This window comes from Deltaproteobacteria bacterium, from assembly GCA_026129095.1.
GTDB lineage: Bacteria > JAGRBM01 > JAGRBM01 > JAGRBM01 > JAHCIT01 > JAHCIT01.
In genome coordinates this window covers 361,238-374,023 of record JAHCIT010000001.1, presented here as the reverse complement: position 1 = coordinate 374,023, position 12,786 = coordinate 361,238, and the positions used below count along the sequence as shown (strand labels likewise).

Here is a 12,786-nt window from a genome sequence, read left to right as displayed (position 1 = left end):
GCGGCAGGCACGGCCGGATTGGCGCAGGCGGTCAGGCGGGATAATGTTTCACAAGAAATGAGACTTGCTCAATTCATAGTTGCAATAATGGCATCCGGAGCCGTTTTAGCTGCCTGCGATGTCAAGAGTACGCGACTGGAACTGATCGCCCGTTTCGATCCTGATCCTGCCGACAGGATGGCGGCGATACAGGCATTGGTCCGCTTGTCTCGGCAAAAGCCATCGTCATACGGGATTTTCGTGGAGTTACTGGCCGATCCATCGCGGGAGGTGGCGGCTGAGGTTGCCCAGATAAGGCCGCTCCTGGGGATGCCCCCGGTATCAGCCTTGCCGGGACTTTCACTGCTTCTGAACCATTGGCATCCAGACGTGAGGGCGACAGCCGCATTGGCAATTTCCGACTTGGGAGCGGTTGCGACCGAATACCAGGCGGAGATAGCAGGCCTGCTTGATGACTACGAGCCGTCAGTTCGTGAAGCTGCTCATCTCGCATTGAAAAAAATAGCACCCGATGGGGAGGTCTGGTATCGCGGCCGTGGTGCCACAGACTGGCTGAAGCGGCTTGGGGCCACTGACGGCGATGATCGGCTGGAGGCGCTTTTAGGACTGGCAGTGACCGGTGATACGGGACCGGTAGACGACATTTTCGGTGCGCTTCTGAAGGAACTAGGCAGTGACGATGAACGGGTCCGGTACCGGGCGGCCTGGGCAATAATGGATATTATTCCGCGGCGTCCGGCTCTGATTACCGAGCTTCGTGCCATGGAGGCGCACGGTAGCGCCACACAGGCGGGGATGATCCGGTATATTGTCCACTGGACGCCGGGGCTGAATCCATGACCCCCAGGTTTCTGGTTTTACTACCAGTATCGGTTCTTATGATGCTGCCAGCGGCAGCATGTGACAGGTTTACCGGTCGGGGCCTTGCGGTCTCGAGGAATCCGGATGGAAAGCTCCTGATCGATGCGTCCAGCCTGAACCAGGTGATGAGTGCCGATGGGATGTTTCTGCCGGACCCTGCTCCGGACATTTCACCGATGAAGCCTGATATCGAGGCAAGATTTCACCCGCAGTGGTTTGGCATTGAAAGACTGGAAACGATCCCCGGACGGCCTCGCCGCGCATTCCGGATATTCACCAACTCGCAGGGTTTTCGTACCCGCGAGTTCAGGTTGAAAAAACCTTTGGAAGTGTTCCGCGTTGTGCTTTTGGGCGACTCAACGGCCTATGGAATCCCTGTTGAACCTGATGAAACATTTGCGGTCGTGCTGGAAGCGGAGCTCTTGCGGCGTCATCCGTACCGGCAGATAGAAGTTATCAATCTCGGGATCCCCGGATATTTACTCAACCGGATTGAGGATTTGTACCAGGGTCTTTCAGACTTGGAATCTGACATTGTGATGATTGCCTCGGCGTTCAACGACTTGGGTGTAAAACCCCTGGAGATGAGAAGCCATCTCCCCGATTTGTCGGTGACACCAGCCCATTTGTGGAGAGTCAGGCTGCCGGGGGCGTCCACGGCGGACATGAAACTGGCGCCTGCCGGCAATCTGGACTCGGTATTTGATGGGACTTTCCGCCGGTTCGGTCCGTGGCGGTGGGCGCCATTCACGAGCCGTGCCGAGTATGCCGAGCTGATGGCCAGGCTTGTGGATTTGGTGCGCCAGCGTGGGGCGCTACCGGTATTTATCGATGGCGAATTTTCTCGCCGTTACTACCGGCCGGTACGTGAACGAATGGCGCATGAACTGGATGTTCCGGTTTTCCCGGCGGCCGATCTCTTGGTGAATCAAGAGATCGAGCTGTCGTCGCAGCGTGATCCGGTGGCGTCTGTTTGTCCGTACGCGCCATCAGTTCCGGCGTCAGAACAGGCAAAACTGCGGATGCGGGTCATGGCTCCACCGGGCCTGAAAGGTGGAAAAGGTTTCCGACTAGCCATACAGCGTCTCGGGATGGATACCTTCAAGTCTGTCCAGCAGGCTCCATGGCTCGTTCCCCCTTATTCGATGCGCGACGATGGACGGGCGGGCGACGATCAAGCAGGGGATGGGATTTTTTCGCTGATGCTGGATGTTCCGGTGGGAGAAACCCTGAGGTTCTTTTTTATCAGGGAGGAAGCTGTGCCCCGTTTCTGGCCGGTCACCCTTCATGAGGACTGGACGGCCCGGTTTTTCCATACTTTTCCGGCAGACCTGTCCCGTTACCGGCGGTCTTGTGACCCAGAGGATGTCTACACGTCACCGGTCTATGTCTACGGATACTGGGATCTGATGAGCGAACCGGTTCATCCAAATGCTGCGGGACACCGGGTGATTGGCCTGGGACTGGCGGACTATCTGGAGCAAATCCCGGAAGTCCGGGCGCGGCTGGAAAACCCCGAATGATGAATGTTGCAACTGATTAACTCATTTAGTAATTGAGTTTCCGGGTGTGATAGCCTGAGCCCGTATGACGGGACAGGTCTTTTCCGGCCCGGACAGTTGCAGTGAAGGAGCAGGGGACGATGGGATTTTTTTCAAAGGACATTCTTAAAGGCCGGGTGGCACTGGTGACCGGTGGCGGTTCGGGTATCTGCCAGGGCATTGCCGAGGAGTTTGCTGCCCATGGCGCGCAAGTGGCAATTCTGGGCCGCAAGGCGGAAAAACTGGCTGAAGCGGCAGCGGCTATCAGGAAAAATACCGGCGTGGACGTGTTGTGTACTCCCGCCGATGTCCGGAACACGGAACAGGTGGAAGCAGCCGTCAAGGCAGCCGCAGACAAGTTCGGTAAGCTCGATATCCTGGTGAATGGAGCGGCCGGCAATTTCATCTGTCCGGCTTCGCAACTTTCCTATAACGGCTACCGGACGGTGGTGGAAATCGACCAGATCGGCACCTTCAACATGTGCAAGGCAGCACATGAGCATCTGGCGAAAACCCGGAATGCCTCGATTATCAATATTACGGCGACACTCCAGTACGTTGGGACGCCGTTCCAGATCCATGCCGCTTCCGCCAAGGCGGGGGTGGATGCGCAGACGCGTATCCTCGCTGTCGAATGGGGGCCTCTTGGCATCCGCGTGAACGGAATTGCTCCGGGGCCGATTCGTGACACCGAGGGAATGAAACGGCTCGGCATGGGTGTTCCTGAAACGGTTATCAACAAGGGTGTTCCGCTCGGCCGTATGGGTACCGTTAAGGAGATGGCCAATACGGCGGTATTCCTCGCGTCCGATGCCGCAAGCTACATTACAGGTACAATCATCGTCGCCGACGGCGGCCAGTGGCTGTTCCGGCCGTTTGGCCCTGACCGGATGTAGCCAGCTGGCCTGAGCGGCTCGACAGGTCTCCACTCTCCGGGTAGATTTTCCACCGGAGAATGGAGCCATTCATGCAGGTTCGGGTTGCCTATTTCGCCATGCTAAGGGATCTGGCAGGTTCCGACAGCGAACTGTTCGATCTGCCCGATGGTTCATCGGTAGGAATGCTTCTGGAAGCCGTGGGGGAGCGGCATCCGGATATTGCCGCCCGCCGCAAGCACATCGCTGTCGTTTCCGGCGAAAGTTACATTGACACCGGGCATAAGCTGAAACCGGGGGAGGAGATAGCTCTGATTCCGCCCGTGAGTGGAGGGTGCCGGTGAGCCGTCTTCTGAAAGATACGCTATCTGTTGACCGGCTGGCGGCCGAAGTTGTGACGCCGGAAGCCGGTGCGGTGGCGACATTTCTGGGCGTTGTGCGTAATCACCACGAAGGCCGGGGTGTTCTCAGGCTTTACTACGAATCGATGCCCGGCATGGCCGAAAAGGTGATGGATGAGATCGAAGCGGAAACCGTCAGGAGGTTTGTTGTCACCCGTTGCCGGATTGAGCACCGCGTGGGGGATCTGGCCATCGGCGAGGCTTCGGTAGCCATTGCGGTCAGTTCGCCGCACCGCGCTGATGCCATTCGCGCCTGTCACTGGGCTATCGACACCCTGAAACAGACCGTCCCTATATGGAAGAAAGAGTATTTTGCCGATGGCACGGTTGAATGGGTCAAGGGCTGCGAAGCAAAACCGGTGAAAAGCGTGGAATAGGGGCTAAAGCGACTTCAGCCAGTCCCAGAACCGCGTTTCTCCGGCAGCAATATCTTCGACAAGCAGATCAGGCTTGCCAGCCTCCAGTTCGGCGAGTGTTTTTGCCCCGGTTGCCACGGCAATGACGCGGGCCCCGCAGGCCCTGGCCGCCTCGATATCGCGCAGGGTATCGCCGATAATCACCACACGCTCGGCTGGAACGTGTTCGCCTGCGGCGCGGCGGCCGCGTTCGATGCCGATGCGGATCAGCTCGGCGCGGCGGTCGGAGTCGGATGCAAAGCCGCCCCACTCGAAATACCGGCCCAGGTCTGACCGGCCCAGCTTGATCCGGCCGCCCGGCTCCAGGTTTCCGGTGCCAAGCCCCTGATGATATTCAGGATGCTCGTGCATTTCTTCAACGGCCTCACGCACCCCGGGCATTACCCGGTATTCGCTCGCTCTTTCGATTTCTTCCGGAAGGTAGGACAGGTACCCCTGCAGCGTCTGCTCCCGGTCCTCGGGAGTGGCTTCACGACGGAAATGGAAACGGATCAGTTCGTTCACAATCAGCGGGTCAGTCATGCCGCCCCAGTCGATTGTTTCGCAGGCATTCTGGACACCGTAAAGATCAACAAAGGCCCGGTCGAGCGCTCGCGCCCCGGCACCTCCAGAACGGATCAGCGTGCCGTCAATATCCCAAAGTATGAGCTTCGTTTTTCCAGCCATGGGTCAAACCGGATGAACAATCGAATTGGGCACATGAAGCGTGTCATAGATGCACAGCTTCTGCCGGAAACGTAGACGGCCTTCGTCAATGACGATACAGTCTTCGTAGCGGCCAGCAAGGAAAACCCGGGTTTTGTCATCCACGAGGGTCTGGAGCACGGCAAAATTGGAGCGTGCGGACACAATACCGCTTTCGATTCCAACGATGCGAACAGTGCTGATGAGATGGCGAAAGTAGCGGGGCGAATAGACGTTCGCCTGCCGGTATGCCGTCACGCGGTCCCGGAGCATCGCCTGGCTTTCGCAGAGCATGGTGGCAAGGGGGAAACCACGGTCGTAATTCTCGCGGGCGATGATCTGGTACAGGCAGTCGGAGGTGAAGAATGGCGGCCAGTCGTCCAGTAAGCCGTTGTCGAGTACGTCAGCATAGGCATAAAGCAGCTCTTCGACCTGAAGGCGCAGCTCTATCGGAGTAAGCTTTGAAAGATCCAGGCCGGGGTTCACGTCAGAGTCCCATCACTTCCCGGTAGTAGTCGTAGAATCCCCGTATGGCCGCTTCGGTGACCATGTGGGCCGTGTCGGCCCGGTCGCGCCCGCCCATTTCCAGAATGCCGTTCATAGTGGGGTTTGCCTTCACGCCGTCCTGGGTGAACTCCAGAACCTCGCCATCATCAACGGATACAAGTCCCGCCGGTCCCATCAGATTGGCCTGTCGCAGCCGGCGACGTACCATTGCCTCGTCATCGGTGGTATAGGCGAAATATGTCCAGACCAGTTCGAAGCGGTCCGGGCCCCTGGGAATGATCTGCCGGGTGGCAAGCGTGTTGGACTGCTGCTGGACAATCACGTTCGGGAAAAGTGTCTGCATGACCACTGTGGCATCGTCGGGAAACTCCTTTACCGGATCCAGCAGGCGCGGGTCTTCCAGCTTGTAGTCCGCCTTGAACGATCGCATCTCGGCAGTGCCTTCGGTGGCTTTCTGCTCGCCCTTGCGGGAGACGAGAACTGCATGGCGGCCGGTCGGGTCCAGTTTCACGTCCGATTTCTGGTCAGCCCGGAACAGTCCGAACGTCACCAGAAACACATGAAGCAGGCTGGCGTGGTAGGGATCCTTGATGTTCTCAAACATCAGTTTCCAGTTGCAGGGGATGATCTGGCGGGCATAGCCAAGCACACGAATGCCTCGGCCGTCGAATACCCGCGTGAAATAGTGGTACATGGAGTCACCCAGATAGTCCCGGAATGGAACCATCCGCTGGTCAAAGGTGGCGAAAATGGCTCCATTGACGGTTTCCGCCTTGAGCTTCACGAGCCCATGGCTGGCGAGGTCGAAATCTTCCGGCATTCCGCCCTGTCCTTGCACGCCCTTACGAAAAGGGACACCCACCAGGTTGCCCTTCAGGTCGTAAACCCACTGGTGATAGGGGCAGACGAAGCTTTTGGCGTTACCGTGCGAGTGGCGGCAGAACTGGACACCCCGGTGGGCACATGTGTTGAGGAAAACGTGGATATGGCCGTCCCGGTCGCGGGCTGCGACAACAGACCGCTCGCCGACGAAGGTCCGTTTGAAGTCGCCCGGGGCCGGGATCTCGCTTTCAAAGCCGATGTAGTTCCAGCTTGAACCGCTGAACAGGCGTTCCTGCTCCCGGGCATAAATAGCCGGGTCGGAATAGATCCAGTATGGAATACGGGAAGAACCCGCCTCTGGCCACCGGTAGTCTGGAGCGGTGCTGATCATCGGGGCCTGTTCATAAACGCCTCGCAAGGCCGGTGCAAACAGCAAGTGGCAATGAAACAGGACCACCCTTCCTGATGGGCGATCCTGTTTCCAGGGCCCTTTCCGGCGTTCCTGGCTCTAGTTCGCTTCTACCGGGGCGGGTATGGCCGGAGCAGTCAGGACCGAATCCTGTCGCCATGCGGCCAGTTCATCAGCGGTGTAACGGTTCTGATTGAGAACCCGCTCGGGCGGAACCTTCAGGTTCCAGACGATCCCGAACCAGGAAAGTACTTTCAGGATCATGTAGGACATGTCGATTTCCCACCAGTAGAAGCCCTGCCGGACGCTGGCCTGGTAGTAGTGGTGGTTGTTGTGCCAGCCTTCGCCCATGGTAAGCAGTGCCAGCATCCAGTTGTTCCGGCTGGTGTCGGTTGTCTTGTACCGGCGCTTGCCAAAAACGTGTGAAAGCGAATTGATGGTGAATGTCGCGTGGTAAAGCGCCACGGTCGACACGAAGAGTCCCCATACGAGCAGTGGCCAGCCGCCGATATAGAAAAACAGAACGCCCCACGAAACCGGCGTAATGAGCCAGTAGTTCTGGATAAAACGGATTTCCGGATACTGGGCGAAATCCTTCATGTTGTGCCATTTCACGCCGTCATATTCGGCGCCCAGGATCCATCCCACATGTGATTGCCAGAAACCCTTCTGGACCGGCGAATGGATGTCTTCGGTCTGGTCGGAATACTTGTGGTGGTCGCGGTGATGCCCTGCCCACCAGATGACGCCCTTTTGTGCGGCGCTTGATCCCAGGAATGCGAGTACAAACGCGAACCAACGTGAGGTTTCAAAGGAACGGTGCGAGAAGTAGCGGTGATAGCCGGCGGTAATGCCAAACATGCGCAGATAGAAAAAACCTATGGCGACAGCCAGCCATTCCCAGCGGAATCCTACATGCCAGGCACCGAAGATGGCGATGAGATGCATGGCTGCAAAGGGCACAACCATCATGGCGTGAGCCGCCAGGTTTCCGCGAAACCAGGCCGGCGACTTGACGGCCGGGCGAGTGGCTTTCGAGGCGGCAGAAGAAGGCGAAGGAGTATGTCCGGATGTGGAAGCCGGGGTGGTGCTGGTTTCGGGGATCATCGGTCGAATTGGCTCTCTTTCCATATGCCGTGAGGCGTTTGCGCCGGTCTGGCCCGTTGTATTGGGCCAGAATCTGCGGCCGCGACCAGAGATAATAGCGGGGTTGAAATGGGCTGACTGTGCTAGTTCTGTAAAAGCCAAATTCGGCTTTATAGTGGCATTCGGCCGGGTTTTACGGGATTTTTACAAATTACTGGACGGCTGTTCTTGGAAATATCTAGGACCCGCCGGACGGGGACCCCCTGTTGCCTAGCTGCTTCGCTTCGTATTCAATCACGCGCTTGCCGGACCCGTTGAGCATCCGGCCGGAAGGCCATCCTTCAAGGACTAGGGTGGTTCCGAAAAGGAGCGAACAAGGTGGCCAAGGACCTTCGTCCCTGGACGGTGCGTGACAGCGCAGAACTTTACGGAGTCGAGAACTGGGGAGCCAGCTACTTCAGCATCGGTGATAACGGGAATCTCTTCGTACACCCGCGGGGACCAAATGGCCCCCGGGCAGATCTTCGGGCCATGACGGATGATATCAGCCGCCGGGGGCTGACGACACCGCTTCTGCTCCGTTTCTCGGACGTACTGAACGACCGGGTGAGCCGTCTCAGCCGGGCATTCCAGAAATCGATCGAGACCTATAACTACAAAAGCAGCTATCGGCCGATCATGCCGGTGAAAGTGAACCAGCAACGGCATGTGATTGAGGAACTCGTGCAGTATGGCCGCCCGTACAATTTGGGACTGGAGGCAGGTTCCAAGCCGGAACTGCTTATCGTGCTGGCGTTCATGAACGATCCCGAGGCCGTAATCGTCTGCAATGGGTACAAGGACAGCGAATACATCGAGACGGCCCTGCTGGCACAAAAGCTGGGAAGAAAGCCATTCATCGTTCTGGACCGGTTCGCCGAAGCAGCCGAGGTGATCGCAGTTTCCAGGCGGATCGGCGTCCGGCCACTGATCGGTGCGCGGGTAAAGCTGAATGCCCGCGGAGCGGGGAAGTGGAATGAATCGACCGGGGAGCGGTCCAAGTTCGGTCTCAATGCCAGCGAAATGGTGAAGCTGGTGGAACTGCTCGAAAAGGAGAAGATGCTCGACTGCCTGCAGCTTCTTCATTTCCATATCGGCAGCCAGATCACGCATATCCGCGCCATCCGGGATGCGGTTCGCGAGGCATCGATTGTCTTCTGTGACCTGCACAAGATGGGTGCCAATCTGAAGTATCTGGACGTGGGCGGCGGACTTGCTATCGACTATGACGGCTCACGATCGAATTTCCATTCATCCAAGAACTACTCCCTGCAGGAGTATGCCAACGATATCGTTTCTGAAGTAGGGACCTACTGCGACGAGCGGCATGTTCCGCATCCCACGCTGCTCAGCGAATCCGGCCGTGCGCTGGTGGCGCACCATGCCATGCTGGTGTTCGATGTGCTCGGAGTGAATGAACTCCAGCCACCGGATGAGCAGCCTGAGCCGCCAAAGGACGCCCCCGCTCCCATCCAGGAACTGTGGAACATCCTGAAAAACCTTTCTCACCGGAACTACCAGGAACTGTACAACGATCTTCTGGTGCTGAGAGAAGACATCGCCACCGACTTCTCGCGCGGCCGGATCGACCTGAAAACCCGGGCGCTGGCAGAGCAGTACATGGCTTCCTGCACGAAGAAGTTCCTGAAGATTCTGGATGAGGTGGAGAAGATTCCCGACGAACTGGAGAATGTAAGAAACCTGCTCACGGATACCTATTTCTGCAATTTCTCCATTTTCCAGTCGATACCGGACCACTGGGCTGTGGACCAGCTTTTCCCGATCATGCCTATCCACCGGCTGAATGAGAAACCCTCACGGCGCGGAACGATTGCAGATCTTACCTGTGATTCTGACGGGAAAATTGATGAGTTTATCGATCCCCACGACACCAAGCATTTCCTCGAACTGCACCGCTTCAAGCCTGGTGAGCCTTACTATCTGGGAGTGTTCCTCGTAGGTGCGTATCAGGAGATACTCGGCGATCTGCACAATCTTTTCGGCGATACTAATGCCGTGCATGTCAAGGTGAATGACGATTCCAGCTACACCATCGGGCATGTGGTACAGGGCGATTCCGTGACTGACGTTCTGTCCTATGTCGAGTACGACAAGTCCCAGCTGGTTAACATGATGCGTGATGCTACCGAAATGGCCCTGAGGGACGGCCGAATTACTTTTGAGGAAGCCCGCCAACTCATCAGCCATTATGACCGCGGACTGGCAGGTTATACGTATCTGGAGCAGGACGGGTAAGGGTTACCGTTTCTTTTTCGTTCCGATCTGGAAGGCCATGAGAAGCCGGGAGAGGTTTTCGGCCATCCGTGTGAGTTCGGTGGCTGTGGCACGGAGCTGTTCGGCGGCCGTGGTCTGCTCGGCCTGGGTTTGCACGATATTCTGCAAGGCCGAAGCCGACTCCAGCGACAGCCTGACATGCTCGGCTACCAGATCATCCAGTTTCTGGAACGCCCGGCCGGCATCTACGAATGTCCGGGTAATTCCATGAAACCGGTCAGCAGTTTGCCGGACGGTCTCCTGCCGGCCAGAGAAATCTTCACGGGCGCCTTGCACCAGCCGGGATGCGGTTTGTCCGGTTTCGGTTACCTGCTGGATAATGGTGTTGATCTCGGCGGCGCTGGTGCTGGCCCGGTCAGCCAGTTTCCTGATTTCGTCCGCCACGACTGAAAATCCGCGGCCGTGCTCGCCTGCCCGGGCCGCTTCAATGGCGGCGTTCAGGCTGAGAAGGTTCGTCTGTGCAGTGATTTCGCGGATGACATCAACGATTCCGGAGATATGGGCGCTGCGGTTCGAGAGATCCTCAATTCTGGAGAATACCTGCGCCAGCGCCTGTCCGAGCTGGATCAGGCCCTGGGAACTTGCCTCGAGTTCCTGTTCGCTGCCACCGGCTTCCCGGGCGGCGGTTTCAGTCTCTGTGCGTGTGGACTTCACCAGTGTGCTGACGTCAGCCGAGCCCGCCGCGATCTGGTCCAGCATTCCTCCGGCTCTTGATGAATGGCCACGAACCTCCTCGCTCCAGCTGACAAACGTCACAGCGGTGGAGGCCAGCTCCTCCGTTGCGGCTGCCACCGATCGTGCGAGATTCTGGGATGACTCGATCGCTTCGGAAAGCTTGCGAGCGGCACGATCAAACTGGACCAGCAGAATACCGGTTTCATCGTCGGCATAGGGCACCGGATCCGGCCGGAGATCGCCGGCCGCAATTCTGGCCGCGAGACGGCGCAGGCTTCCGAACGGCTCAGTCACGTCGCGGATGACGACAAAGGTATGAAACCCAACAGCCAGAATCACGAGGAGAATGATGGCTCCGGAAGCTGCCTGGGTGGAGGTTGCGTCTGATTTGAGGCTACCCCGGGGCAAAACCGCTGCCACCCGGCGGCCCTGTCCAGCCGGCGCCATGATTGCGATTTCCCTGAATACAACGGTATTGAAAACCGTTTGTCCGCTGGAAGCCAGGATTTTATCCCGAAGCCGGCGGTCAATGCGATCCCAATCCGGTTTGGGATTTGCAGAACCGTCGGGTTCGATGACGATCCATTTGGCGTCTGGCCACAGGGGGCGGTATGGGCTTTCGGCCGCTAGGGCACCTGACTGGAGCCAGGCGGACTCGGCCATTACGGTGGGCCGGAGTGCGGTGGCCGCCACTGATCCTGTTTCTATCCGGCTGTGGTAGGCTACCAGCGCGACAGCGCCCGAAATGAAAATGCCGAGTCCTGACAGCAGACCGATCAGAATTTTGATACGAACGGTGAGTGGGGCCAGCCGGGCTGCATCCTGTTCCTCGAGATGGGTGACGAGTTCTGACAGGCAGGGTGCAAATGCGCGGCGGTAGATCGTCCAGCTCAGTCCGTGGGTGAACAGGTAACTGCCCGCGAAGCAGCAGACGAAGATGGTCAGGGAAAACCGGGTGAGATCCCCCTGCATCTGGAACAGCCAGAAGCCAATCCCGAGCCCGGCGAGCCAGCCCAGTGTCGAAAGAACCTGGAACCGGAGGACTGCCGAGCGAGCCTTCTGGACGGCTTCGGTGACGAGTTCATTCGAGGGTGTTTCTCCGCGTCCCAGAGTTTCGAGGGTACCGATCAGTGCGGAGTTTTCCCGGTGAAGTCTGCGCAGATTGATTGGTGCGAACAGGATGAAAAGCACCGCTACCGCGAGAATAGAGGTGGCTGTTTCACGCAGGCCGTAACCATGAAGCGTCAGGATGACTGCCAGCGAAAAACCAATCGGGATTATGGCTGCAACACAGCCCCACAATACCGACTGTCGCCCGGCCGCTTCTACCCGCTTGCGTATGGAACCACTATTCATTGCAGACAGCGGGATAGTATCTTTTCATTTGTGGACTGTCAGCACGAAAAAACAGATGTATCAGGATGATGCAGCGTGGGTCACCGCATAAGTTTTGCCTGCTGCGAGGAGGTGGCCAGTGGAACGGATTATTGCGGGTCGGGGCTTTCACTGGGCGGACCCGATTCATCCTTTTTCTCTTCCTTGGCCGGGATAACACCTGCAATGGCTGAGATAAGCCGGTCCTCGGGATACTCGCCAATGAACCGGCGGACCACCCGGCCCTCGGGATCAAGCAGAAAAGCTACAGGCAAGCCCCGTGAGCGGCCAAACCGGTCGATGAGCTTGTCCTCGCCGTGAAGGACCCGGTAGTTCATCTTGTTGTCACGTGCGAATTTTTGAACGAACGACAGGGGCTCGTCGTCCACCGAAATTCCCACGACTTCAAGCTGTCCGGGAAAGCGGTCCTGCAGCTTGTTCAGATGTGGAATAGCCTTGATGCATGGCCCGCACCAGCTCGCCCAGAAGTCGAGCAGTACATATTTCCCCTTGAGTGACGAGAGCGTGAATTTCCCGCCACTGACGTCGGGAAGGGTGAGGTCGCGTTCAGCCCACGTCTGGGAATCGGCTGGAGATGCGGCCAGCTTTACCGGGATGGTCTTGTCTGGTGGAGCGGCAAAATCGATGGGATTGGGGTTGGATGGACCGCAGCCAGTAAGAGCCACGACAACAGGGATAAGAAGTTCGAGCCTGATCATGCCTTTCATTTAGCCATCCTTGGCGCAGCTCTCAAGGGTTCTTGACCGCTTGGGGGGTGAGGGATAACGTCCGCGCTTTCCG

Annotated in this window: 12 protein-coding genes; 6 read left to right on the top strand and 6 right to left on the bottom strand. The window is 57.8% G+C overall.

Features of this window, described 5'->3' with window-relative positions; all coding sequences use genetic code 11:
• Window positions 1-87: 87 nt before the first annotated feature.
• The 5 genes from KIT79_01655 (at window position 88) to KIT79_01635 (ending at window position 4,055) form a co-directional block, all read left to right on the top strand.
• Window positions 88-840, top strand: a complete 753-nt coding sequence (locus tag KIT79_01655; protein ID MCW5827997.1) for a HEAT repeat domain-containing protein — start codon at window positions 88-90, stop codon at window positions 838-840.
• Window positions 837-2,384 (top strand): hypothetical protein, encoded by a 1,548-nt coding sequence (locus KIT79_01650; protein ID MCW5827996.1) that lies wholly within the window; start codon window positions 837-839, stop codon window positions 2,382-2,384. The genes KIT79_01655 and KIT79_01650 overlap by 4 nt, the downstream gene beginning before the upstream one ends.
• Window positions 2,385-2,503: 119 nt before the next feature.
• Window positions 2,504-3,298: an SDR family oxidoreductase gene (locus KIT79_01645; GenBank protein ID MCW5827995.1), complete on the top strand. Its 795-nt coding sequence runs from the start codon at window positions 2,504-2,506 to the stop codon at window positions 3,296-3,298.
• A gap of 71 nt (window positions 3,299-3,369) precedes the next feature.
• Entirely contained in the window at window positions 3,370-3,621 is a 252-nt protein-coding gene (locus KIT79_01640) for a MoaD/ThiS family protein (GenBank protein MCW5827994.1), read from the top strand.
• On the top strand, window positions 3,618-4,055 hold the full coding sequence (locus KIT79_01635) for a molybdenum cofactor biosynthesis protein MoaE (GenBank protein ID MCW5827993.1): 438 nt from the start codon (window positions 3,618-3,620) through the stop codon (window positions 4,053-4,055). The genes KIT79_01640 and KIT79_01635 overlap by 4 nt, the downstream gene beginning before the upstream one ends.
• A gap of 3 nt (window positions 4,056-4,058) precedes the next feature.
• Here KIT79_01635 and KIT79_01630 read toward each other — a convergent pair whose 3' ends face one another.
• From KIT79_01630 to KIT79_01615, 4 genes are all read right to left on the bottom strand, one after another.
• Entirely contained in the window at window positions 4,059-4,760 is a 702-nt protein-coding gene (locus KIT79_01630) for an HAD hydrolase-like protein (GenBank protein MCW5827992.1), read from the bottom strand.
• Between the two features lie 3 nt (window positions 4,761-4,763).
• Window positions 4,764-5,264, bottom strand: a complete 501-nt coding sequence (locus KIT79_01625) for an aromatic-ring-hydroxylating dioxygenase subunit beta (protein ID MCW5827991.1) — start codon at window positions 5,262-5,264, stop codon at window positions 4,764-4,766.
• A 1-nt stretch (window position 5,265) separates the two neighbouring features.
• Window positions 5,266-6,498: an aromatic ring-hydroxylating dioxygenase subunit alpha gene (locus KIT79_01620; GenBank protein ID MCW5827990.1), complete on the bottom strand. Its 1,233-nt coding sequence runs from the start codon at window positions 6,496-6,498 to the stop codon at window positions 5,266-5,268.
• Window positions 6,499-6,615: 117 nt separating this feature from the next.
• Window positions 6,616-7,488 carry an acyl-CoA desaturase gene (locus KIT79_01615; protein ID MCW5827989.1) on the bottom strand — a complete coding sequence of 291 codons (873 nt, stop codon included), beginning with the start codon at window positions 7,486-7,488 and terminating at the stop codon, window positions 6,616-6,618.
• Window positions 7,489-7,980: 492 nt separating this feature from the next.
• Between KIT79_01615 and speA the strand changes: the two genes are divergently transcribed.
• Entirely contained in the window at window positions 7,981-9,897 is a 1,917-nt protein-coding gene (gene speA, locus KIT79_01610; protein ID MCW5827988.1) for a biosynthetic arginine decarboxylase, read from the top strand.
• Between the two features lie 3 nt (window positions 9,898-9,900).
• On the opposite strand, the gene KIT79_01605 is transcribed toward speA, so the two are convergent.
• Window positions 9,901-11,967 carry a methyl-accepting chemotaxis protein gene (locus KIT79_01605; GenBank protein MCW5827987.1) on the bottom strand — a complete coding sequence of 689 codons (2,067 nt, stop codon included), beginning with the start codon at window positions 11,965-11,967 and terminating at the stop codon, window positions 9,901-9,903.
• Between the two features lie 128 nt (window positions 11,968-12,095).
• A complete protein-coding gene (locus KIT79_01600; protein MCW5827986.1) occupies window positions 12,096-12,713 on the bottom strand; it encodes a TlpA family protein disulfide reductase in 618 nt (205 codons plus the stop codon).
• Window positions 12,714-12,786: the final 73 nt, after the last annotated feature.